The organism is Microbispora rosea (genome assembly GCF_900156315.1).
GTDB lineage: Bacteria > Actinomycetota > Actinomycetes > Streptosporangiales > Streptosporangiaceae > Microbispora > Microbispora rosea.
Window position 1 is genome coordinate 475,288 of the sequence record NZ_FTNI01000001.1, and the last position, 22,960, is coordinate 498,247.

The following is a 22,960-nucleotide window of genomic DNA, read 5'->3' on the forward strand; positions in this document are numbered from 1 at the left end:
TGCCTACCGGGCGAGGAGACTCATGGTTCAGTTGGCATCCGGCGCCTCGGTGTCCGAACGGTTACAGCCTGCGAAACCCGTGCTCTCCTGGGTCACGACCGCCGCGCGGGTCGTGCTCGCCGGCGTACTGATCGTCGCCGGGGCGCTCAAGATCGGAGCGCCCGCGTTGTCGGTCCAGGCGGTGCGGGCCTATCAGCTCCTGCCCGACTCCGTCGCGCAGGCCGTGGGATACGGCCTGCCGGTGCTGGAGATCATCACGGGCGTGTTGCTGCTCGTCGGCCTGTTCACACGTGCGGTGGCGGCCGTCGGCGGGGTGCTCATGGTGGCGTTCGTCATCGGCATCGCGTCGGCCTGGGCCCGGGGGCTGCGTATCGACTGCGGCTGCTTCGGCGGGGACGGCACCCTCGCCGCGGGACAGGACCCCAACTACTTCTGGGAGCTGATGCGCGACCTCGGGCTGCTGGTCTGCGCGGCGTGGATCGTGGTCAGGCCATCGGGCCGCCTGTCGCTGGACTCCGCGCTGGGCTTCACGGGGGAGCGGGAAACGGCGGACGAGGACGACTCGGACGGCGGCGAGGACGACGCCGCGTGACCGCGGGACACAGCGGCGCGCGGCCGTGTATATAGCCAGGGGGGAAGCTTCGTGAGCAAGCGGACGAGTGAGGCGGCCAGGGCCCGGATCGCGGCCCAACGGGATGCCTTGCGCAAGCAGGAGCGGCGCAAGCGCATCACGATGATCGTCACCATCGCGGTGATCGTCGTGATCGCCGCCGCCTTCACGGTGTGGTCGGTGCGGCAGGGAGCCGCGGAGGAGGCCTCCGGAGGTGTCGCTCCCGTCACCGTGGAGAAGGACGGGACGGTCGTGATGGCCCAGGCCGGCGTGACCAAGCCCGTGGTCGACGTGTTCGAGGACTTCCAGTGCCCGGCGTGCAAACAGTTCGAGGAGACCAGCGGCTCGACGCTGAAGAACCTGGCCGCCGAGGGCAAGGCCAAGGTCGTGTATCACCCGATCACGATCTTCACGCAGGAGCCGACCAAGAGCAACTCGCTGCGCGCGGCCTCCGCGGCTCGCTGCATCACCGACGGGCGGCAGTGGCTGGCGTTCCACGACCTGCTCTACAAGAACCAGCCGAGCGAGACCGTGAGCGGCTTCTCCGCCGACGAGCTGATCAAGTGGGGCAAGCAGGCCGGCGTCACCGCCGAGGACTTCGACAACTGCGTACGGCAGCAGCGCAACGTCGCCGCGCACCAGCAGTTCTCGTCGCAGACCATGACCGCGCAGAAGCTGCAGGGAACGCCGACCATCAAGGTCGACGGCAAGGAACTCGACAGCAACGTCGCCTTCGTGCCGAGCTCGCTGCGTGACGCGGTGGAGAGCGCGGGCAAGTGACCTCCCGCCGGGACGGCCCCCACGCGGGCCGTCCCGATCCTCGCCAAGAATCGGGCAAGGGCCGCGTGCCTCTCCCGTGACGGGGGTATCGAGCGCGATGTCACAGGCTCCGCCGCAGGGCGGGGGAGAGGCCGGTCCGGCCGGAGTGCCGCCCGAGCCTGCCACGAGCGGTTCCGCGTGATGAGCTGAGCGAGGAGGCGCCGTGCCCGCCCACACCGGTGAGAAGGCCCGCAAGACCGGCGTCTTCCACTGCGCCGTCTGCGGGGAGAAGGTGCCGGTCCACGAGGGCGACACGATCCCGAAGTGCCCGAACGGCCACACCGAGTTCGACAGCCGCACCCAAGAGCCGGACAACCGGCCGTGACGGAGCGCCGGCCGACGCCGGTGCCGGCGGGGCGATGAGCGGGCGCGACCTCCCCGGGGAGCAGCCCGCAGGACAGCCCGGCGTCGCCCGTGTCGTGCTGCGGCCCATGGGCAGCCCGCTGCCGCTGGGGTTCCTCGGTCTCGCCCTGGCCACGACCGCCTTCGCCGCCGTGGAGCTCGGCTGGGTGCCCGCCGCACAGGCGCACGTCGCCGCCCTGGCCGCGCTGCTGTTCACCGCGCCGCTGCAGTTCCTCGTCTCGGTGCTCGGCTTCCTCGCCCGCGATGCGGTCGCCGGGGCCGCGATGGGCGTCCTTTCCGGCACCTGGGCGGTGATCGGCGGCGTCACGCTCGTCTCCGCGCCCGGCACCGCCAGCGCGGCGCTCGGCGTCGTCCTGCTCACGGCCGCCGCGGCGATGCTCGTCCCGGCCCTCGCGGGCCTGCCCAAGCTGGTGGCCGCGGCCGTGATGGCGATGTCGGCCACCAGGTTCGCGATCACCGGCGTCTACGAGCTCACCGGGTCGGCGGAATGGAGGACCGCGGCGGGCGTCGCCGGTCTGGTGCTCGCGGTCGTCGCCTACTACGCCGCCCTGGCGTTCGAGCTGGAGGACGCGCACGGGCGTGCGCTCCTCCCCGTGGCCCGCCTCGGCCGGGCCCGTACGGCGGTCCGGGGCGACCTGGGCGACCAGACGAAGGGGCTGGCCCGCGAGGCGGGCGTGCGCGAGCAGCTCTGACGCCCACCAGTCATCCGGTCGTGCGGGAGCGCCCGGATGGCCGGCCCGGCGACCTGAGCGGGCACAGGCGGTGGGTGCCGGGCCCCCGCCCCGGCACGGCCGCGCGCCGGGTTTCGCCTCCGCGGTCGCGGTTAGCATGCCCGCATGCCGTACGACGATCGGTCTCCCCGCACCGAACCCGCGGGCACCGCGAGGAGGATCCACGCTGCGATGATCGCCTTCGCGGCGGGCGACGCGCTCGGCGTGCCCTGGGAGGGCCGCCCGCCGGGGAGCATCGACCCGGCCGAGGTCGTGCGGTTGCCGGCGCCGGACCGGGGGTGGCCGCGCGGTTCGACCTCCGACGACACCGCGCAGATGGTGCTGGTCGCCCGGTGCCTGGCCGACACGGACGGGCGGCCCGCCTCCCTGGACTTCCTGACCCGTCTGGCCGCCGCGGCGCCCGGGGTGCGCGGCCTCGGGCCGACGACGCGGCGGGCCCTCGCGCACTTCCACGCCACGGGGGAGCTCCCGGCGCCCTCGGCCGGCGACCTGCCCACCAACGGCGCGGCCATGCGCATCGCCCCCGTCGGCTGGGCCGTGCCGCCCCACCTCCCGGAACGCCGCCGGAGGCTGTGCGCGGCGCTGTCGGCCGCGACGCACCGCGCGCCGGCGGCCGTGGCGGCGGCCTGCGTGATCGCGGCCATGGCGTCGGCCGCGGCCGAGGGCGCGGACGCGGGAGTGGACGCGGCCGATCTGCCGGACGTGGCGGCGGCGGAGGCCCGCTGGGCGGCCGAGCACCACGGGCCGATGGACCCCGTGGCGGACGCAGCCCGCGGCCGCTGGTCGCCGCCGCCCGAGGGCGTCTCCCTGGACGCCGTGGAGACGGCCGCCGCGGTGGTCCACGTGATCCGCGAGGCCCCCGACCTGGCCGCGGCGCTCCCGTACGCCGTGTCCCTCGGCGGGGACGCCGACACGGTCGCGGCACTGGTGGGCGGCGTCCTCGGCGCCCGCGACCCGGAAGGGATCACCCGGCTCGGCTGGCTGGAGCTGGTGGATCTCGGCGAATATCCGGGCCTGGGAGACCTCGCCGCACGCCTGGCCGCCCTCCGCGGGGCGACCGCCGCCGGGCCCTGATCGCGGTGCGGCGAGTGGTCGGCGCAGGTCGCGGGACGGTTGCCCGCGCCTCGCTCCGGACCCGCCCTCTCTTGCGGTAACGTCACGTTACATGCCCCTCCTCGCCTCGATTCCCAGCCCGTCTCAGGGGGTCTGGAATCTCGGACCGATCCCGATCCGCGCGTACGCGCTGTGCATCGTGCTCGGCGTCATCGTCGCCGTCTGGATCGGCGAACGCCGCTGGCGCGCCCGTGGCGGCGCCCCGGGGACGGTCACCGACCTCGCGGTCTGGGCCGTGCCGTTCGGCCTCGTCGGCGGACGCCTTTATCACGTCATCACCGACTGGCAGATCTACTTCGGCTCGGAAGCGCCCAAGCGGCCGATCGACGCCCTGTTCATCTGGGAGGGCGGCCTCGGCATCTGGGGCGCGATCGCCCTCGGCGCGCTCGGCGTCTGGATCGCCTGCCGCCGGCGCGGCATCTCCTTCACCGCCGTCGCCGACACCCTCGCCCCCGGCGTCGCCGTGGCGCAGGCCATCGGCCGGTGGGGCAACTACTTCAACCAGGAACTGTTCGGCGGTCCGACCGACCTGCCGTGGGGCCTGGAGATCGAGCCGGGCCGCCCGGGCACCATCCCCGGCGCGACCACCTACCACCCGACGTTCCTGTACGAGTCGCTGTGGGACCTCGCGCTCGCCGGTGTGCTGATCCTGGCCGCCCGCAGGTTCGGCCTGCGGCACGGCCGGGTGTTCGCGATGTACGTGGCGGGCTACACGCTCGGCCGGTTCTGGGTCGAGGCGCTGCGGGTGGACCCCGCCCACCACATCCTCGGCCTGCGGCTCAACCAGTGGACCTCGGTCGTCATCTTCCTGTGCGCGCTGGCGTACCTGTGGCTGGCCCGCAACCGTACGGACGAGGAGCCGCTGGGCGCGCCGACCGGCGAGACCGGCGACGACCACGCCGATCCCGCCCACGGACGGGACCTGGCCGACGAGCCGGAACTCCTGCGCGACGAGGAGCGGGCGGACGGGGAGGCGCGAGGCGACGCCGGCGACCCGCCGCCGGACGGTGACACGGGCCCCGGCAAGCAGACGGCGACCGCGGGAGCGGGCGCCGCGAGCGACGGCGCGGCGGTGGAACCGGAGGCCGGCCAGCGATGACGAAGGCCACGACGGGGGCGCGGGCCGAGATCCACCACGAGCATCGGGACGTCAACGGCGGCTGGTTACGCCCCGCCGTCTTCGGCGCGATGGACGGGCTGGTCTCCAACTTCGCGTTGATCGCGGGTGTCGCCGGCGGCACCGCGGAGAGCAGGATCGTCGCTCTCGCCGGCATCGCGGGCCTGGCCGCCGGAGCGTTCTCCATGGCGGGCGGAGAGTACGTGTCGGTCGCCAGCCAGCGCGAGCTCGCCCAGGCGGAGATCGACGTCGAGCGGCGGGAGCTGGAGCGGCACCCCGAGGCCGAGGAGTCCGAGCTCGCCCGGATGTACGAGCAGCGGGGCGTGGACCCGGAGACCGCCAGGGAGGTCGCCCGGCAGATCTCCCGGAACCCGGAGGAGGCCCTGGCGGTCCACACGCGGGCCGAGCTGGGCGTGGACCCCGACGACCTGCCCTCGCCCGTGCTGGCCGCCGTGTCGTCGTTCCTGTCGTTCAGCCTCGGCGCGCTGGTGCCGCTCCTGCCCTACCTGCTGGGCGTGCGCGGGTTGTGGGTCTCCGCGGCGGTGTCGATGGCGGCGTTGTTCGCCGCGGGCGCCGTGGTCTCCCGGGTGACGGCCCGCAGCTGGTGGTTCAGCGGCCTGCGCCAGCTCGTGGTGGGGGCCGTGGCGGCGGCGCTGACCTGGGGCCTCGGTTCGCTGATTGGAACCGGCGGTCTATGACCAAGCGCAAGCGCCGGTCGTCCGCGCCGGTCGAGAGGCGGACCGGGGCCGCCCTCGCCGAGCTGGGGCTGGACGACCGGCAGCAGCGTGTGGTCGTGTGGTCGGTCACCGCTGGAGGAGTGCTGGCGATCGCCCTGGTGCTGACGCTGGTGGTCAACGCGATCGGCGGCGGGCAGTCGCGGCCCGCCCAGGCGTCGGGCGACGTGTCGGGGGAGGGCCTGCCCGCGACCTTCCAGTCCTGGCCGACCCTGAAGGAACTGGCCCCGATCGCCGACAGGAAGGCCGACACCGCTCCGCTGACCGCGAAGGAGGTGTTCGGCGCGCGGGCGCTCACGTCCGGGAAGGTCACACTGCGCAGGCTGGCCAGCCGCCTGGACCAGTCCTGCGCGGGCGCCGTGTGGGGAGTCGACCTCACCGACGCCCTGGCCGGGGCCGGATGCAGCCAGGCCGTCCGCGGCCTGTACGGCACCGCCGACGGGGTGTACGTCGCGCAGTACACCCTGTTCAATTTGGCGGACGTCGCGGCGGCGGAGTCGCTGGCGAAGTCGCTGGCCTCGCTCTACCGGGGCGCCTGGGTGCAGCCGCTGGAGTCGGCGCGGGCGAAGTTCGGCGCCTACAGCGAGGGAAACGCCTACGTCCTGGGGCACTACCTCGGGGTGACCTGGATCGGCAGGGCCGACGGCGCGGAACCGGGGGAGAAGGACGACTTCATCATGCTCGGGCTGGCCGTGCGCGAGGCCGAGAAGGCGGTCTTCCGGCGCGTGGTCAAGGTGGCCGGGGTGCCGTCGGACCCCGCGCAACCGCCGGGCCCGGCCGACACCGCGCAGCCCTCCGAGGAGCCTCCCACCGATCCCGGCGCCTCTCCCGCGGTGTCCGCGAGCACGCCCGCGCAGCCGCCCGCCACGACCTCCTCGGCGGAGCCGCCCCTCGACCGGTAGGCCGGGCTTCGGCGCCGCGGGCGTCACGGGTCTCGGGCCCTCGGCGTGGGGGCGGGGCGGCGTCGTGGGCGCCGGCCGCCGCGGCGCCCCGATCGCAGGGGTCGGATCGGGGCGGTCAGGTCGCGAGGGCCAGGTCGCGAGGGCCAGGTCGCGAGGGCCAGGTCGCGAAGGTCAGGTCGCGGCGATCTGCGCCGTCATCCGGGCGAGCCGGTGGAGGGGGAGTTCGAGCGGGGTGGCGTCGACGGCCCACGGCGCGGTCTCCTCGACGGCGGCCCTGGCCTGCCGCTTGGTGAGCCCGGCTGTCTCGGTCAACGCCTCGCGCCAGGCGTTTCCGGCCTTCCCGTGCGCGCTGTCCATGATCCTGCGCACCACCCGGTCCGGGCCGCCGTCCGGGGGCGACAGCCGTACGGCGTCGAGGACGTGGCCCGCTTCCGGGGGCGCGGCGGCCAGGCGATAGACGGGAGCCAGCAGCGCGGCCAGCGCGGGCAGGTCCACCACAGGGCCCGCGGTGAGCACGCGCACGTGCCGGGCGCGCGTCGCCAGCAGCAGACGGGGCAGCGCCGCCTCCAGCCCGGCCGGCACGGCGATCGCCACCCGCTCGGGGTCGGCGGCGTACGGCTTGGCCAGCAGGGTGGCGAGCCGGGTGCGCGGCACCTGCGGCAGCAGGCCGCGCGGCCAGTCGCCGGCGAGCAGGTCCGGCCCGAACGCCGTGACGGCCGCCTCGTCCGGCGGCGCCGCCGTGGCGGACTCGACGGACTGCGGGCCCTGCGTGTAGATGGCCGTGGCGAGGCGGTCGAGCCGGGAGGCGATCGCCGGCCACGTCTTCGTGGTGGGCCGCAGCACGTACAGGTCCGCCGCGCTGCCGATCGCCTCCGCCCCGAGATACCGATTGAAGTGCGGATAGATCGCCTCGTGCAGCAGGTTGAGGTCGAACAGGGCTTTCTGCACCTTCAGCGCGAGCATCGGAGTGCGCTCGGACGCGCCGTACGCCACGAGGATCCGCCCCTGGTCGCGGTCGCGCAGGCCCTCGGCGGCCCGGGCGGCGAACAGCCCGATCCCCTCGGGCGTGTACGGCGGATCGGTGATCGCGAGGTCGGCCCAGCCGCGCAGCGACGGCGGCAGGCCGAGGCGCAGGTCGGCCCAGCGGGTGCGCACCCCGAGGTCCTGGGCGTCGATGTACTCCAGGATGCGGTCGTCGATGTCGGCCACGGCGACCTCCACCTCGGGATGGACCATCCGCACGGCCAGCGAGGTCAGGTCGTGGTCGCCGACGCACAGCAGGCGGGCGCCGGGAAGCCAGAACCGCCGCCCCAGCAGGAGGGCGCGGCGCAGCACGGTCTCGGCGGTCGCGGAGACGTGGTCGAGCGCGTGCCGCCCCCGGGGGGCCCCGGCGATCAGAGTCTCCAGGCGTTCGAGCGTCTCGGCGTGTGCCGGAACCATTCCGGCGACCGGATTCCCAAGACCGGAAATATCCGTATCAAGCCAGACGTTGTAGCGGTTGACCTGATCACTGGGAATACGGACACGGTCGCCGCTGTGCTCAAGGGGGAGCACTCGCAGCAGCGACTCGATCGTCCGCCGCGACGTCGCGGTCTCCCTGACCAGGTCGGCGAGGGTCCACCAGCGGCCGCCGGACAGGAGCGCCAGCGCTCCGCGCAGGCGCAGGCCGTCAACGCCGGCCTCCGCCAGCAGTTCGTCGATCGCCTCATGACCATCCATGCGCAAACCATATCCACGGCGCTGACCTGTGAAGGTACGCGAAGCGGACCTGGGGGGCACTATTCCGGCAGCGTGTTGTAATCTCTAAGCACCACAACCGCAGCAGGGCCAGCGTCGTCCCTCTGTTCCACGCAGACGTTGACGACGGGAGTGACTACATGCCTGCTGCCCGCCTTGGCCTTCCCGGAGGTCTCCCCGAGCCCCAGGGACTCTACGACCCCGGATTCGAGCATGACGCCTGTGGCGTAGCCATGGTGGCCGATGTCGCGGGCCGCCGCAGCTACGACATCGTCGCCAAGGCACTGACCGCGCTCCGCAACCTCGACCACCGGGGTGCCAGCGGCAGCGAGCCGGACACCGGCGACGGTGCGGGCATCCTCACCCAGATCCCCGACGCGTTCTTCCGCGCCGTCGTGGAGTTCGAGCTTCCCGCGGAGGGCGCGTACGCCGCGGGCACCGCGTTCCTGCCGCTGGACGAGCAGGCCAGGCAGATCGCGATCGGCCTCATCGAGCAGATCGCCGCCGAGGAGGGCGTCACCGTCCTCGGCTGGCGCGACCTGCCGGTGGACCGCGACCTGCCCGGCGCCACCGCCCGCGCGGTCATGCCGCACTTCGCGCAGCTGTTCGTGACCTCGCCCGGCGGCGAGACCGGCGTCGAGCTCGACCGGATCGTGTTCGCCTTCCGCAAGCGGGCCGAGCACGAGGCGGACGTGTACTTCTCCTCGCTGTCCTCGCGGACCGTCGTCTACAAGGGCATGCTGACCTCGCTGCAGGTCGAGCCGTTCTTCGCCGACCTGTCCGACGAGCGCTACGTCAGCGCCATCGCGCTGGTCCACTCGCGCTTCTCGACCAACACCTTCCCCTCCTGGCCGCTGGCCCACCCGTACCGGTACATCGCGCACAACGGCGAGATCAACACCGTGCGCGGCAACCGCAACTGGATGCGGGCCCGCGAGGCCATGCTCGCCACCGGCCTGATCCCGGGCGACCTGCGGCGGCTGTTCCCGATCTGCGACCCCGACGGCTCCGACACCGCCTCGTTCGACGAGACGCTGGAGCTGCTGCACCTCGGCGGCCGGTCGCTGCCGCACGCCGTGCTGATGATGATCCCGGAGGCGTGGGAGAACCACACCGAGATGGACCCGGCCCGCCGGGCCTTCTACGAGTTCCACTCCACCCTCATGGAGGCGTGGGACGGCCCCGCGTCGATCACCTTCTCCGACGGCACGCTGGTCGGCGCGGTCCTCGACCGCAACGGCCTGCGCCCCGGCCGGTTCTGGGTCACCGACGACGGCCTGGTCGTGCTCGCCTCCGAGGCGGGCGTGCTGTCCGACATCCCGCAGGAGAAGGTCGTCCGCAAGGGCCGCCTGCAGCCGGGCCGCATGTTCCTGGTGGACACCGCGCGCGGCCGGATCATCGAGGACGACGAGGTCAAGGCCGAGCTCGCGGCCTCCGAGCCGTACGGCGAGTGGCTGCACGCCGGCCTGGTCCGCTTCGAGGAGCTGCCCGAGCGCGAGCACGAGCACCCCACCCACGAGGCGCTGGTCAAGCGGCAGCAGACCTTCGGCTACACCCAGGAGGAGCTGCGGGTCATCCTCACGCCGATGGCCAGGAACGGCGCCGAGCCGATCGGCTCGATGGGCACCGACAGCCCGGTGGCGGTGCTGAGCGAGAAGCCGAGGCTGCTGTTCGACTACTTCAGCCAGCTGTTCGCGCAGGTCACCAACCCGCCGCTGGACGCCATCCGCGAGGAGCTCGTCACCTCGCTCCAGTCGACGATCGGCCCCGAGGGCAACCTGCTCGACCCGGGCCCGGCCTCGTGCCGCCGGCTCGTGCTGCCCTACCCGGTGATCGACAACGACGAGCTCGCCAAGATCATCCACATCAACGACGAGGGCGCGCTGCCCGGCTTCCAGCCGCACGTCGTGTCCGGCCTGTTCGACGCGGCCGGCGGCGGCGAGGCGCTGGTGCGGCGGCTGGAGGAAATCCGCCAGGAGGTCTCCCGGGCCATCGAGGACGGCGCGCGGATCATCGTGCTGTCGGACCGCGGGTCCTCCCGCGAGAAGGCGCCGATCCCGTCGCTGCTGCTCACCGGCGCGGTGCATCACCACCTCATCCGGGAGAAGTCCCGCACCCGGGTCGGGCTCGTGATCGAGACCGGCGAGGCCCGCGAGTGCCACCACATGGCGCTGCTCATCGGCTACGGCGCGAGCGCGATCAACCCCTACCTCGCGCTGGAGACGGTCGAGGACATGATCGCGACCGGCCAGCTCGACCTCGACCCGCGCAAGGCCGTGCGCAACCTGATCAAGGCGTACGGCAAGGGCGTGCTGAAGGTCATGTCCAAGATGGGCGTGTCCACGGTCGCCTCCTACACCGGCGCGCAGATCTTCGAGGCGCTCGGCCTCGGCGCCGAGGTCATCGAGCAGTGCTTCACCGGCACCACCTCCCGCCTCGGCGGCGTCGGCTTCGACGTGCTCGCCACGGAGGCGCTGGAACGGCACGCGCGGGCCTACCCCCGGGCGGAGAACCCGCACCGGCGGCTGGAGGTCGGCGGCGAGTACCAGTGGCGCCGCGAGGGCGAGCCGCACCTGTTCAACCCGACCACGGTCTTCAAGCTGCAGCACTCCACCCGCACCCGGCGGTACGAGATCTTCAAGGAGTACACGTCCCTGGTGGACGGGCAGTCCGAGAAGCTCATGACGCTGCGCGGCCTGTTCAAGCTGCGTCCCGCCGGCGCGCCCGTGCCGATCGACGAGGTCGAGCCGGTCGAGTCGATCGTCAAGCGGTTCTCCACCGGCGCCATGTCGTACGGCTCCATCTCCATGGAGGCGCACGAGACGCTGGCCATCGCGATGAACCGGCTCGGCGCCAAGTCGAACACCGGTGAGGGCGGCGAGGACCCCGAGCGGCTGCACGACCCCGAGCGGCGCAGCGCGATCAAGCAGGTGGCCTCCGGCCGCTTCGGCGTGACCAGCGAATACCTCGTCAACGCCGACGACCTGCAGATCAAGATGGCGCAGGGCGCCAAGCCCGGCGAGGGCGGCCAGCTGCCCGGCCACAAGGTGTACCCGTGGATCGCCAGGACCCGGCACTCCACGCCCGGCGTCGGCCTCATCTCGCCGCCGCCGCACCACGACATCTACTCGATCGAGGACCTGGCCCAGCTCATCCACGACCTGAAGAACTCCAACCCGCGCGCCCGCGTCCACGTGAAGCTGGTGGCCGAGGTCGGGGTCGGGACCGTGGCGGCTGGCGTCAGCAAGGCCCACGCCGACGTCGTGCTGATCTCCGGCCACGACGGCGGCACCGGCGCCTCCCCGCTGACCTCGGTCAAGCACGCCGGCGCCCCCTGGGAGCTCGGCCTGGCCGAGACCCAGCAGACGCTGCTGCTCAACGGGCTGCGCGACCGCATCGTCGTCCAGGCCGACGGCCAGCTCAAGACCGGCCGCGACGTGGTCATCGCGGCGCTGCTCGGCGCCGAGGAGTACGGCTTCGCCACCGCTCCGCTGGTCGTCTCCGGCTGCGTGATGATGCGGGTCTGCCACCTCGACACCTGCCCGGTGGGCGTGGCCACCCAGAACCCCGAGCTGCGCAAGCGGTTCACCGGCAAGCCCGAGTTCGTGGTGAACTTCTTCGAGTTCATCGCCCAGGAGGTGCGCGAGTACCTCGCCGAGCTCGGCTACCGCTCGCTCGACGAGGTCATCGGGCGCGCCGACCTGCTCGACACCACCCAGGCGATCGAGCACTGGAAGGCCTCCGGCCTCGACCTGTCGCCGATCCTGCACCAGCCGGAGCTGCCCGAGGGCACCCCGCGCCGCAAGGTAGTCGAGCAGGACCACGGGCTCGACAAGGCGCTGGACAACACGCTGATCCAGCTCGCCGAGGGCGCGCTGAACCTCGGCGAGCGGGTGACGCTCGAGCTGCCCATCCGCAACGTCAACCGCACGGTCGGCACGATGCTCGGCCACGAGGTGACCAAGCGGTACGGCGGGGCCGGCCTGCCGGACAACACGATCGACGTGTCGTTCACCGGCTCTGCGGGCAACTCGTTCGGCGCGTTCGTGCCGCGCGGCGTCACGCTGCGGCTGACCGGCGACGCCAACGACTACCTCGGCAAGGGCCTGTCGGGCGGCCGCATCGTCGTCCGCCCGCACCCCGACGCGCCGTTCGAGGCCGAGACGCAGGTCATCTCCGGCAACGTCGGCCTCTACGGCGCGACGTCCGGCGAGGTCTTCGTCCGCGGCATCGTGGGCGAGCGGTTCTGCGTGCGCAACTCCGGCGCGACCGCGGTCGTGGAGGGCGTGGGAGACCACGGCTGCGAGTACATGACCGGCGGCCGGGCCGTCGTCCTCGGCCCGACCGGCCGCAACTTCGCCGCCGGCATGTCGGGCGGCGTCGCGTACGTGCTCGACCTGCGGGCCGAGCGGGTCAACCGCGAGATGGTCGAGCTGGAGGCGCTGGACGACGACGACGCCGAATTCCTGCGGGAGATCGTCGAGAAGCACTTCGCGGAGACCGGATCCACGGTGGCCAAGGCGCTGCTCGCCGAGTGGGACACGGCGCTCGGCCGCTTCTCGAAGGTCATGCCGTCGGACTACAAGCGGGTCCTGCTGGCGCGGGCCGCCGCCGAGGCCGAGGGCCGCGACATCGACGAGGCGGTCATGGCCGCCGCCCACGGGTGACGCCGATGCGAGTCACCACGTCCGTTTCCGCGACCGTTTCCACGCAGGGATAGAGGGGGGTAACACCGTTGGCTGACCCGAAGGGGTTTCTGACACACGGGCGCGAGCTGCCGGCGCGCCGCCCGGTCGACGTTCGCATCCGCGACTGGCGCGAGGTCTACGAGGACTTCCCCCGGCCCGCGCTCACCAAGCAGGCGGCCCGCTGCATGGACTGCGGCATCCCGTTCTGCCACAACGGCTGCCCGCTGGGGAACCTCATCCCCGAGTGGAACGACCTCGTCTACCGCGACGACTGGCGTGAGGCGATCGAGCGGCTGCACGCGACCAACAACTTCCCGGAGTTCACCGGCCGCCTGTGCCCCGCGCCGTGCGAGTCGGCGTGCGTGCTCGGCATCAACTCGGACCCGGTCGCGATCAAGCGGGTCGAGGTCGAGATCGTCGACCGCGCCTTCGCCGAGGGCTGGGTCACGCCGCAGCCGCCCGCCGCCAGGACGGGCAGGAAGGTCGCGGTCGTCGGCTCGGGCCCGGCGGGCCTCGCCGCCGCGCAGCAGCTCACCCGTGCCGGGCACGACGTGGTCGTGTTCGAGCGGGCCGACCGGATCGGCGGGCTGCTCCGCTACGGCATCCCCGAGTTCAAGATGGAGAAGCGGCACGTCGACCGCCGCATCGCCCAGATGGAGGCCGAGGGCACCGAGTTCCGCACCGGCGTCGACGTCGGCGTGGACGTCACGGTGGCGCGGCTCCGCGAGGAGTTCGACGCCGTCGTGCTGGCGGGCGGCGCCACGGCGTGGCGCGATCTGCCGGTTCCCGGCCGCGAGCTCAAGGGCGTCTACCAGGCGATGGAGTACCTCCCGCCCGCCAACAAGACCCAGGAGGGCGACTACGCCGAGTCGCCGATCTCGGCCGAGGGCAAGCACGTCGTCGTGATCGGCGGCGGCGACACCGGAGCCGACTGCATCGGGACGGCGATCCGCCAGGGGGCCCTGTCGGTCACCCAGCTGGAGATCATGCCGAGGCCGCCGGAGACCCGTCCGGGCAGCCAGCCGTGGCCGACCTATCCGATGCTGTTCAAGATGGAGAGCGCGCACGAGGAGCTGGAGGCCGGGGCGGGCGACCGCGTGTACGCGGTGTCCACCACCGGGTTCGCCGGCGACGACGAGGGCAACGTGCGGGCGCTGCGCCTGGTCGAGGTCGAGGGCCCGGCGGCGGGGTTCGCGCCGATCCCCGGCACCGAGCGGGAGATCCCGGCCGAGCTGGTGACGCTCGCCATGGGCTTCCTCGGCCCGGAGAAGGGCCCGCTGCTGAACGACCTCGCGGCGCTGTCCGGCGACCCGGAGTCGTTCTTCGACGCCCGGGGCAACGTGGCCAGGAACGCGTCGTACGAGACGTCCGTCGAGGGCGTGTTCGCGGCCGGGGACATGGGCCGCGGGCAGTCGCTGATCGTCTGGGCGATCGCCGAGGGCCGCTCGGCCGCGGCGGCGGTGGACGGCTACCTGAGCGGGCGGTCCGTCCTGCCCGCTCCCATCCCCCCGACGGCGCGGCCCCTCGTCTGAGGCGTCATCCGGCGGCCGTGGTCCCAGGGGACCGGACCGCGGCCGCCGGAGTGTAAGGGATAAAACGGGCATATCTCAGTCCGGTGGCCGAGTTGCGCGCGCGTACGGCTGCCGGGAGGATGCTGAGCCCGGATCGAGGGGCCCCGGCACCGGGGGCCCACCATCGAGGAGGACCGTTGTACGCACGGGGGCGGCTCGCCGGGGCCATCATGTCCATCACATTGCTCGGCGGGCTGGGGGCCGCCGGCCTGCCGGGGGCGGCGAGCGCGTCCGAACCCGCGCAGAACTACCTGGTCTTCTACAAGGACGGCGGCAAGGACGCGGCGCAGCGGGCGGCCGAGGCCGCCGGAGGAACGGTCCAAGGGCGGGACGACAAGCTCGGCTACCTCATCGTGCGCGCGTCCGACCCCGAGCGGATCGGCGCCGATCCCTCCGTGGTCGGCGTCACGCTCGACCGTCCCATCGGCAAGACCGCCGACGCGCCCGCCGCCTCGGCCCCCCGGCGCGCGAAGCACGCCCGGTCGGCCGCGAAGCATGTCAGGTCAGCACAGGCCGGCGACCCGCTCTCGGACCGCCAGTGGGACATGAAGATGATCGGCGCCACTCCCACCGGGTCGTACGCCAAGGCCCGGGGCAGCCACAAGGTGCTGGTGGGCGTCATCGACACCGGCATCGACGGCGACCACCCCGACATCGCGCCCAACTTCAACCGGGCGCTCAGCCGCAACTTCGTCGCCGACCAGCCCACCGACGAGAACGGCAAGCAACTCGACGGCCCCTGCGAGCACAAGGGCTGCAAGGACCCGGCCGACGTCGACGACGACGGCCACGGCACCCACGTCGCGAGCACGATCGGCTCGCCGATCAACGGCCTCGGCGTCAGCGGGGTCGCCCCCGACGTGTCGCTGGTCAACCTCCGCGCCGGCACCGACTCCGGCTTCTTCTTCCTCAAGCCCACGATGGACGCCCTGGAGTACGCCGCCGACGTCGGCGTCGACGTGGTCAACATGAGCTTCTACGTCGACCCCTGGACGTTCAACTGCGCGAACAACCCGAGCGACACGAACAGGGAGCGCCTCGAGCAGCGGGCGATCCTGGAGGGCATGCGCCGCGCGGTCAAGTACGCCCACACGCGCGGCGTCACACTCGTCAGCGCGATCGGGAACGAGAGCCTCGACCTCGGCAAGGTGAAGACCGACACCTCCAGCCCCGACTTCCCCAAGGGCGCGGAGAAGACGCGGTCCGTCGACAACACCTGCCTCAACGTCCCGGCCGAGCTCGACGGCGTCATCTCGGTGTCCTCCGTCGGCCCCGGCGGGCGTAAGGCGCCGTACTCCGACTACGGCGTCGAGCAGACCGACATCGCCGCGCCGGGCGGCGACATGTTCGACGCCGGCACCGATCTCAAGGGCGTGAGCCGGGAGATCCTGGCCGCCGCTCCCGAGAACGTCCTGCGCGCCAAGGGTCTCCTGTTCGCCAACGGCAAGCCGAAGACGTCCTCGGTGATCCGCGACTGCCATGGCGGCAAGTGCGCCTACTACCAGTACCTGGAGGGCACCTCCATGGCCGCGCCGCACGTCACCGGGGTGGCGGCGCTGATCATCGGGCGGTTCGGCACGCCGGGCAAGGGCGGGCTCCAGATGGACCCCGCGCAGGTGGAGCGCCTGCTGTACGCGACGGCGACTCCGAAGGGCTGCCCCGTGCCCCGCGCCTACCGCTACGGCACCGGCGAGAGCCAGGTCTGCGAGGGGTCCACGGCGAAGAACGGCTTCTTCGGCCACGGCGTGGTCGACGCCGCCCGGGCCGCCACCGTCGCGCCCTGAGCCGCTTCCCGGGGTCTTCCCGTGCCCTTCACGAGCTCATCCCGGCGCCCACTCTGAGGCCCGTTCTGAGGCCCGTTCTGAGGCCCGTTGCGGGGCCCGGAACGGGGCTCGTCCCCACCTGAGTACGCGCCTGAGTAGCCCGCCGGATGTCCGGCGGGCCATGGCGGGCCTACCCTCCTCGCGAAGGAGGGCAGATCATGATCTACCGGCTCGTCTGGCAGGCCACGACGGTGGCGCATTTCCTCGTCATCGCCTACATCGCCCTGGGCGGCTTCCTCGCCTGGTGGCGGCCCCGGCTCGTCTGGCCGCACCTCGCGCTGTGCGCCTGGGGGCTGGTGCAGCTCTCCGGGCTCGTGGAGTGCCCGCTGACCGCGCTGGAGAACTGGGCGCGGGCCAGGGCGGGGGAGCGCGGGCTGCTGCCTGGCGGCTTCATCGACACCTACATCGAGGGCGTCGTCTATCCGGAGGCGTACGTGTGGCACGTGCGGCTGGCGGTGATCGCCGTCGTGCTCGCCTCCTGGGCGGGGCTCGCGATCAGGATCCGCCGACGCCGCAGACGTCCTGCGCGTACGCCAGGAACGTCTGCTGCACCGGAGCCGGAGGCGTCGCGATGAGATAACGTTTTTCGCCGCCGCCCACGGTGCCGTAGATCGGGAACAGGTAGGCCTTCTTGGCCTCGGCGAAGGCGTGCCAGTCGCAGCGCATGGGGGTGACCTCCACGGGGATCTCCAGCCGTGTGGCGTCCGCGGCGAGCACCGCCACCGGCCGGCGACCGCCGGAGCGGGGCAGCATCGTGTAGTGCGTGGTGGCGCCGAGGTCGTCGATGGTGACCGGCTCCGACCCGCCCTTCCTGGTGACGACGAGGTTCCCCCGGAGGGTCCGGCCCACGCGGGTCCAGGTGTCCCCGAACGTCACGTCCACCGACTGGCGCAGGATGTAGGCCCCGCACTCGGCCTTCACCAGCCCGTCCAGGGTGGGATCGGGGTGGTGGACCGGGAACTCCACCTTGCGCAAGGCCCCGTCCCCGACCTGGACGTGCGCCACGACCGTGGCCGGGCGCACCGGCGGGATCTTCTCCGGGTCGCAGCGCGCCTCGCCGTACGGGATCCGCAGGTCCGTGCGCGGCGTCCTGCCGAGGGCGGTGTCCACGCGGGTCGGCGGGAGCGTCGCGAACGAGGCCGTGACAAGTTGGACATCCTGGAAGCGCACGCGCGTGCCGGTGTCGTTGCGCACGGACACCTCAAGGTCGTGGGATGTCTCGTCGCTGCGCCACTGGTTCAGCGACACCGAAACACCCGTCGGCGGCGCCGCCGATTCGGTAGCCTGGCCTCCGCACGCGGCCAGGGTGAACAGCGCCGTTATTACCCCCCAGGTCCGGGTACGTCCCATGACTGCCAAGGCTAGGGCACGCGGGTGATCGCGTGAAGTGTCTGAACATTAGGCGACAGCTGTGTGCGCCGTCACTGCAAGTGGTCTGTACCAATTAGGGTAGTGCTGTGAGTCGTCGAGCAAAGATCGTCTGTACCCTCGGGCCCGCCACCTCCTCACCGGAGCGCCTACGCGAGCTCATCAAGGCGGGCATGAACGTCGCCCGCTTCAACCTCTCGCATGGCAGCCACGAGTTGCACAAGGAGGTGTTCGACCGGGTCAGAGCCGCCGCCGACGAGCTGGGCTGCGCCGTGGGCGTCCTCGCCGACCTCCAGGGTCCCAAGATCCGCGTCGGGCGTTTCGCCTCCGGTCCCGTTCGGCTCGGCTTCGGCGACGTCTTCACGATCACGACCGAGGACGTCCCCGGCGACCGTGACATCGTCTCCACGACGTACGAGGGCCTGCCGGGCGACGTCAAGCCCGGCGACACGATCCTCGTGGACGACGGCCGGCTGAACCTCGAGGTGACCGCGGTCGAGGGGCCGCGCGTCGTCACCCGTGTCGTCATCGGCGGCATGATCTCCGACAACAAGGGTCTCAACCTCCCCGGCGTCGCCGTCAGCGCTCCTGCGCTCACGGAGAAGGACGAGGAGGACCTGCGCTGGGCGCTGCGCACCGGCTTCGACATGATCGCCCTGTCGTTCGTCCGCTCGCCGGACGACGCCGCGCTCGTCCACGCGATCATGGAGGAGGAGGGCGTCAGGCTCCCGCTCCTCGCCAAGGTCGAGAAGCCGCAGGCCGTCGACTGCCTCGAGGAGATCGTGGACGCCTTCGACGGCGTGATGGTCGCCCGCGGCGACCTCGGCGTCGAGCTGCCGCTGGAGCAGGTGCCGATCGTCCAGCGCCGCATCGTCGAGCTGTGCCGCGAGAAGGCCCACCCGGTCATCGTGGCCACCCAGATGCTCGACTCGATGATGAGCGCCCCCCGGCCCACCCGCGCCGAGGCCTCCGACGTCGCGTACGCCGTGATGGACGGCGCGGACGCGGTCATGCTGTCCGGCGAGACCTCGGTGGGCAACTACCCGATCGAGTCGGTGTCCACGATGGCCCGCATCGCGGTCGCCGCCGAGGGCACCACGCTGCAGGCCACCCACACGCTGGACCGCCTGCCCGAGACGACCGGCGGGGCCATCGCCCGCGCGGCGGCCGAGGTCGGCGCGATCGTCGGGGCCAAGGCCCTGGTGGCGTTCACGATGTCGGGCGAGACCGCCCGGCGGCTGGCCCGTTACCGCTCGCCGATCCCGCTGCTGGCGTTCACCTCCAACCCGCAGGTGCGCGGCCAGCTCGCGCTGACCTGGGGTGTGGAGACCTTCGAGGTGCCGTTCGTGCACCACACCGACGACATGGTCCGCCAGGTGGAGGCCTCGCTGCTGTCGCTCGGCGTCTGCGAGAAGGGCGACAAGGTCGTCGTCGTGGCCGGCTCGCCGCCCGGCAACCACGGCTCCACCAACGCCCTGCGCGTCCACACCATCGGCTCGGCGGTCGCCCACCCGTCGACCTGACCCCGGCGGGCGGCCGGGTCCCCGGGCCGCGCGGCCTGGGGCACCCGGCGGTGGGAGAAAACCCCTTGAAGGCGCGGCGCCCTTCGACGGAGCATGGCAGGAGCGAGTCGACATTTCCTGTCAGATGCCGGAGGAGCGCTGCGCCCGTTGATGGACTCCCCTCAGGAACCCGGGCCCGACGCGAGCGACGGCACTGGTCACCGGTCGCCGTGGCGCTCGCTGTGGCGATTGCGGTCCTATCTGCGCCCGTACGTGCCCAGCCTGGTGGTGTCCTGGATCGCCGCACTGCTCGGGATCGCCGCGGGCACGGTGATCCCGCTGGTGAGCAAGGAGATCATCGACGGCCCGGTGGCCCACGGGGACCTCGGCGGGCTGGTCCCGCTCGGGCTGCTGGCCCTCGGCCTCGGCGTCGCCGAGGCCGTTCTCACGTTCGTCCGCCGCTGGTCCCAGGCCGGGCCGGTCCTCGGCCTCGAGACCGCGATCCGGGACGACCTCTACCGGCACCTCCAGCGGCTGCCGATGAGCTTCCACGACGGATGGCAGTCGGGCCAGTTGCTCTCCAGGGCGACGACGGACCTGTCGGCGATCCGCAGGTTCCTCGGCTTCGGCATGCTCTTCCTGATCATGAACATCCTGCAGCTCACCGCGGTCACCGTGGTGCTCCTGCGGATGTACTGGCCACTCGGCCTGCTCGTCGCCGTCTCCGCTGTCCCGGTCGTGATCCTGTCGCTGCGGTTCGAACGGCGCTACATCGTCATCTCCCGTCAGGTGCAGGACCAGCAGGGCGACCTCGCCACGCTGGTCGAGGAGTCGGCCGTGGGAATCCGCACGGTCAAGGCGTTCGGGCGGCGTGAGCACGTCTTCGCGAACTTCGCCGCCGCCGCCCGCGACATTCGCCGCACCTCGCTGGCGAAGGTGCGGCTGGCCTCCCGGTTCTTCACCTTCCTCGAAGTCGTGCCGAACGTCACGCTCGCCCTGATCCTGCTGCTCGGCGCGATCGCGGTCGGCGCCGGCGCGCTGACGCTCGGCACCCTGGTCGCCTTCACCACGCTGGTCCTCCAGCTCGTCTGGCCCGTCGCCTCGCTCGGCTACATCCTCGCCATGGGCCAGGAGGCCATGACCTCGGCCGACCGGGTGGTCGAGGTGCTCGACACGGTGCCCGCGATCAGCGGCGGCCCGGGCGTGATCGAGCGCCCGCGCGGCCACGTGCGCTTCGAGGGCGTCGGGTTCCGCTTCCCTGGCGCCGACCGGCCGGTGCTGCGCGACGTGTGGCTGGAGGTGCGGCCGGGGGAGACCGTCGCCCTCGTGGGGGCCACCGGGTCGGGCAAGACGACGCTCACCGCGCTCGTGCCCCGCCTGATCGACGTCACCTCCGGCCGCGTCACCGTGGACGGGCACGACGTGCGGGACCTGTCGCTGACCTCGCTGCGCTCGGTGGTGGCCACGGCGTTCGAGGAGCCGACGCTGTTCTCGATGAGCGTCCGCGAAAACGTGACGCTCGGCCACGGGCACGCCGCCGAGGAGGAGATCAGGCAGGCTCTGGAGATCGCGCAGGCGACGTTCGTCTACGACCTGCCGTGGGGGCTCGACACGCGCATCGGAGAGCAGGGGATGTCGCTGTCGGGCGGTCAGCGGCAGCGGCTCGCGCTGGCCAGGGCGGTCCTGGGCAGGCCGCGGGTGCTGGTCCTCGACGACACTCTGTCGGCGCTCGACGTGGAGACCGAGGCGCTGGTCGAGGAGGCGCTGCGGCGCGTGCTCGCCGAGGCGACCGGCATCGTCGTGGCGCACCGCGCCTCGACCGTGCTGCTCGCCGACCGGGTGGCGCTGCTGCGCGACGGCACCGTCACCCACATCGGCCGCCACGGCGACCTGCTGTCGGCCGTGCCGGAGTATCGCGAACTGCTCGCCCAGGACGCCGATCTCGACCCCGAGGGATCGATGCGATGAGCCAGGAGACCGGCAACGACGCGGAGACCACCGCGAGAGACACCGAGCGAGCCGGAGACACCGAGCGAGCGGGAGACACAGAGGCGTGGCGCGGGGTCGCCGCCGAGAGCCGGGACGAGATCTCCGAGCGGGTCTCCCTGCTGCTGCGCACCCGGTCGCGCCGCCTGCTCGGCGACCTGCTGCGCCCGCACCGCCGGGCGATCGCCGTGCTCACGGCGGTCATCGTGGTGTCCAACGCCGCCGGGCTGGCCCTGCCGTACCTCGTGAAGGCGGGCATCGACGACGGGATCCCGCCGATGCTGCGGGGGCAGGGCGCGGGCACGCTGCTCGCGATCGTCGGCGCGGTGCTGGCCGCCACGCTCACCCAGGCGCTCACCCGGCAGGCGTTCCTGCAGATGTCGGGCCGGATCGGGCAGGACATCCTGCTGGAGCTGCGCCGCCGGGTCTTCGACCACTTCCAGCGCCTGTCGCTGTCGTTCCACGAGAAGTACACCTCGGGGCGGGTCATCTCCCGGCTCACCTCCGACGTGGACGCGATCGCCGAACTGCTCGACTCCGGTTTCGACGGCCTGGTCACGGCCGTGCTCACGCTGTGCGGCACCGCGGTCATGCTGCTCGTGCTCGACGTGCGCCTCGGCCTGGTGGCGTTGCTGCCGCTGCCGGTCCTGCTGCTGTTCACCCGGTGGTTCCGCCGCCAGTCGAGCGTCACCTACCGCCGTACGCGGGAGGCGGTGGCGCTGGTCATCGTGCACTTCGTGGAGTCGATGACCGGGATCCGGGCGGTGCAGGCGTTCCGGCGGGAGCCGCGCAACCAGGAGATCTTCGAGCGGCTCAACGCGGACTACCGCGCCGCCAACACGCGGGGTATGCGCCTGGTCGCCGTGTTCATGCCCGGCATCAAGCTGATCGGCAACCTCACCGTCGCCGCCGTCCTGCTGTACGGCGGCCTGCTGGCGCTGCGCGGCACGGTCACGGTCGGCGTGCTCGCGGCGTTCCTGCTCTACCTGCGCCAGTTCTACGAGCCGATGCAGGAGATCTCGCAGTTCTACAACGCGCTGCAGTCGGCCGGGGCGGCGCTGGAGAAGCTGTCGGGCGTGCTGGAGGAGCGGCCCTCGGTGGCCCCGCCCCGCCGCCCGGCGCCGCTGCCGCGCGCCGCGGGGGCGCTGCGTTTCGAGGCCGTCCGGTTCGCCTATCCCAGCGGCCCGCCGGTGCTGCCGCTGCTCGACCTGGAGATCCCGGCGGGGCAGACCGTGGCCGTCGTCGGGACCACGGGCGCGGGCAAGACCACCCTGGCCAAGCTCATCGCCCGGTTCCACGACCCGGTCGCCGGGCGGGTGCTGCTCGACGGCGTGGACCTGCGCGACCTGGACGAGAACGCGCTGCGCCGCCATGTGGTGATGGTCACCCAGGAGAACTACCTGTTCAGCGGGACGGTCGCCGACAACGTGCGGTTCGGGCGGCCCGGCGCGCCGGATTCGGAGATCGAGCGGGCCGCGGAGGCCATCGGAGCCCACACGTTCGTCTCCGCGCTGCCGGACGGATTCGAGACACAGGTCGGCAAGCGCGGCGGACGCATGTCGGCGGGGCAGCGCCAGCTCGTCGCGTTCGCCCGGGCGTTCCTCGCCGATCCGGCCGTGCTGATCCTGGACGAGGCCACCTCCAGCCTCGACGTGCCCAGCGAGCGCCTCGTCCAGCGGGCGCTGCGGACGATCCTCGCCGACCGGACCGCGCTGATCATCGCCCACCGTCTGTCCACCGTGGAGATCGCCGACCGGGTGCTCGTCATGGAGCACGGCCGGATCGTGGAGGACGGCCCGCCGGACCGCCTGGTCGCCGGCGCCGGCCGGTTCGCCCGCCTCCACCGTGCCTGGCTCGACAGCCTCGCCTGACCCCTGCCGTCGCCGGCTACTCCCG

Annotated in this window: 17 protein-coding genes; 15 read left to right on the top strand and 2 right to left on the bottom strand. The window is 72.5% G+C overall.

Annotated elements, in window-relative coordinates; genetic code table 11:
• Positions 1 to 22: 22 nt before the first annotated feature.
• The 8 genes from BXA11_RS02210 (at position 23) to BXA11_RS02245 (ending at position 6,389) form a co-directional block, all read left to right on the top strand.
• Positions 23 to 592: a DoxX family protein gene (locus tag BXA11_RS02210; RefSeq protein ID WP_076432249.1), complete on the top strand. Its 570-nt coding sequence runs from the start codon at positions 23 to 25 to the stop codon at positions 590 to 592.
• 51 nt (positions 593 to 643) lie between these two features.
• Positions 644 to 1,390 carry a DsbA family protein gene (locus tag BXA11_RS02215; protein ID WP_076432251.1) on the top strand — a complete coding sequence of 249 codons (747 nt, stop codon included), beginning with the start codon at positions 644 to 646 and terminating at the stop codon, positions 1,388 to 1,390.
• Between the two features lie 202 nt (positions 1,391 to 1,592).
• Positions 1,593 to 1,754, top strand: a complete 162-nt coding sequence (locus tag BXA11_RS02220) for a zinc ribbon-containing protein (protein ID WP_076432253.1) — start codon at positions 1,593 to 1,595, stop codon at positions 1,752 to 1,754.
• A 34-nt stretch (positions 1,755 to 1,788) separates the two neighbouring features.
• On the top strand, positions 1,789 to 2,484 hold the full coding sequence (locus BXA11_RS02225) for a GPR1/FUN34/YaaH family transporter (protein WP_076432255.1): 696 nt from the start codon (positions 1,789 to 1,791) through the stop codon (positions 2,482 to 2,484).
• 144 nt (positions 2,485 to 2,628) lie between these two features.
• Positions 2,629 to 3,597, top strand: a complete 969-nt coding sequence (locus BXA11_RS02230; RefSeq protein ID WP_076432257.1) for an ADP-ribosylglycohydrolase family protein — start codon at positions 2,629 to 2,631, stop codon at positions 3,595 to 3,597.
• Positions 3,598 to 3,688: 91 nt separating this feature from the next.
• Positions 3,689 to 4,735: a prolipoprotein diacylglyceryl transferase gene (gene lgt / locus BXA11_RS02235; RefSeq protein ID WP_076432258.1), complete on the top strand. Its 1,047-nt coding sequence runs from the start codon at positions 3,689 to 3,691 to the stop codon at positions 4,733 to 4,735.
• Positions 4,732 to 5,451 carry a VIT1/CCC1 transporter family protein gene (locus tag BXA11_RS02240; RefSeq protein ID WP_030509974.1) on the top strand — a complete coding sequence of 240 codons (720 nt, stop codon included), beginning with the start codon at positions 4,732 to 4,734 and terminating at the stop codon, positions 5,449 to 5,451. The genes lgt and BXA11_RS02240 overlap by 4 nt, the downstream gene beginning before the upstream one ends.
• Complete coding sequence (locus tag BXA11_RS02245) at positions 5,448 to 6,389, top strand: hypothetical protein (RefSeq protein ID WP_076432260.1); 942 nt, start codon at positions 5,448 to 5,450, stop codon at positions 6,387 to 6,389. Before BXA11_RS02240 ends, BXA11_RS02245 begins: the two co-directional genes overlap by 4 nt.
• A 171-nt stretch (positions 6,390 to 6,560) precedes the next feature.
• Here BXA11_RS02245 and BXA11_RS02250 read toward each other — a convergent pair whose 3' ends face one another.
• Positions 6,561 to 8,108 carry a bis-aminopropyl spermidine synthase family protein gene (locus BXA11_RS02250; protein ID WP_076432262.1) on the bottom strand — a complete coding sequence of 516 codons (1,548 nt, stop codon included), beginning with the start codon at positions 8,106 to 8,108 and terminating at the stop codon, positions 6,561 to 6,563.
• A gap of 158 nt (positions 8,109 to 8,266) precedes the next feature.
• Here BXA11_RS02250 and gltB point away from each other — a divergent pair, with 158 nt between their 5' ends.
• From gltB to BXA11_RS02270, 4 genes are all read left to right on the top strand, one after another.
• A complete protein-coding gene (gene gltB / locus BXA11_RS02255) occupies positions 8,267 to 12,793 on the top strand; it encodes a glutamate synthase large subunit (RefSeq protein ID WP_076432264.1) in 4,527 nt (1,508 codons plus the stop codon).
• Between the two features lie 68 nt (positions 12,794 to 12,861).
• Positions 12,862 to 14,346, top strand: a complete 1,485-nt coding sequence (locus BXA11_RS02260; protein WP_076432266.1) for a glutamate synthase subunit beta — start codon at positions 12,862 to 12,864, stop codon at positions 14,344 to 14,346.
• 176 nt (positions 14,347 to 14,522) lie between these two features.
• On the top strand, positions 14,523 to 16,169 hold the full coding sequence (locus BXA11_RS02265; protein ID WP_239104827.1) for a S8 family peptidase: 1,647 nt from the start codon (positions 14,523 to 14,525) through the stop codon (positions 16,167 to 16,169).
• A 197-nt stretch (positions 16,170 to 16,366) separates the two neighbouring features.
• The gene (locus BXA11_RS02270) at positions 16,367 to 16,783 is read left to right on the top strand and encodes a DUF2784 domain-containing protein (RefSeq protein WP_076432268.1); all 417 of its coding nucleotides are present in this window, start codon (positions 16,367 to 16,369) and stop codon (positions 16,781 to 16,783) included.
• On the opposite strand, the gene BXA11_RS02275 is transcribed toward BXA11_RS02270, so the two are convergent.
• Entirely contained in the window at positions 16,704 to 17,558 is an 855-nt protein-coding gene (locus BXA11_RS02275; RefSeq protein WP_143734042.1) for a hypothetical protein, read from the bottom strand. The two genes, BXA11_RS02270 and BXA11_RS02275, sit on opposite strands and share 80 nt — an antisense overlap.
• 107 nt (positions 17,559 to 17,665) lie before the next feature.
• Here BXA11_RS02275 and pyk point away from each other — a divergent pair, with 107 nt between their 5' ends.
• The 3 genes from pyk (at position 17,666) to BXA11_RS02290 (ending at position 22,935) form a co-directional block, all read left to right on the top strand.
• Entirely contained in the window at positions 17,666 to 19,099 is a 1,434-nt protein-coding gene (gene pyk, locus BXA11_RS02280) for a pyruvate kinase (protein ID WP_030509982.1), read from the top strand.
• A 150-nt stretch (positions 19,100 to 19,249) separates the two neighbouring features.
• A complete protein-coding gene (locus BXA11_RS02285; RefSeq protein ID WP_076432272.1) occupies positions 19,250 to 21,046 on the top strand; it encodes an ABC transporter ATP-binding protein in 1,797 nt (598 codons plus the stop codon).
• Positions 21,043 to 22,935, top strand: a complete 1,893-nt coding sequence (locus tag BXA11_RS02290; protein ID WP_083743888.1) for an ABC transporter ATP-binding protein — start codon at positions 21,043 to 21,045, stop codon at positions 22,933 to 22,935. The genes BXA11_RS02285 and BXA11_RS02290 overlap by 4 nt, the downstream gene beginning before the upstream one ends.
• The last annotated feature ends 25 nt before the right edge of the window (positions 22,936 to 22,960 follow it).

What these genes read in the sequence shown, in the direction of transcription:
- BXA11_RS02210 (WP_076432249.1), top strand. Translation starts at nt 23, where the DNA reads ATGGTTCAGTTGGCATCCGGCGCCTCGGTGTCCGAACGGTTACAGCCT.
- BXA11_RS02225 (WP_076432255.1), top strand. Translation starts at nt 1,789, where the DNA reads ATGAGCGGGCGCGACCTCCCCGGGGAGCAGCCCGCAGGACAGCCCGGC.
- BXA11_RS02230 (WP_076432257.1), top strand. Translation starts at nt 2,629, where the DNA reads ATGCCGTACGACGATCGGTCTCCCCGCACCGAACCCGCGGGCACCGCG.
- lgt (WP_076432258.1), top strand. Translation starts at nt 3,689, where the DNA reads ATGCCCCTCCTCGCCTCGATTCCCAGCCCGTCTCAGGGGGTCTGGAAT.
- BXA11_RS02240 (WP_030509974.1), top strand. Translation starts at nt 4,732, where the DNA reads ATGACGAAGGCCACGACGGGGGCGCGGGCCGAGATCCACCACGAGCAT.
- BXA11_RS02245 (WP_076432260.1), top strand. Translation starts at nt 5,448, where the DNA reads ATGACCAAGCGCAAGCGCCGGTCGTCCGCGCCGGTCGAGAGGCGGACC.
- BXA11_RS02250 (WP_076432262.1), bottom strand. Translation starts at nt 8,108, where the DNA reads ATGGATGGTCATGAGGCGATCGACGAACTGCTGGCGGAGGCCGGCGTT.
- gltB (WP_076432264.1), top strand. Translation starts at nt 8,267, where the DNA reads ATGCCTGCTGCCCGCCTTGGCCTTCCCGGAGGTCTCCCCGAGCCCCAG.
- BXA11_RS02270 (WP_076432268.1), top strand. Translation starts at nt 16,367, where the DNA reads ATGATCTACCGGCTCGTCTGGCAGGCCACGACGGTGGCGCATTTCCTC.
- BXA11_RS02275 (WP_143734042.1), bottom strand. Translation starts at nt 17,558, where the DNA reads ATGGGACGTACCCGGACCTGGGGGGTAATAACGGCGCTGTTCACCCTG.
- BXA11_RS02285 (WP_076432272.1), top strand. Translation starts at nt 19,250, where the DNA reads ATGGACTCCCCTCAGGAACCCGGGCCCGACGCGAGCGACGGCACTGGT.
- BXA11_RS02290 (WP_083743888.1), top strand. Translation starts at nt 21,043, where the DNA reads ATGAGCCAGGAGACCGGCAACGACGCGGAGACCACCGCGAGAGACACC.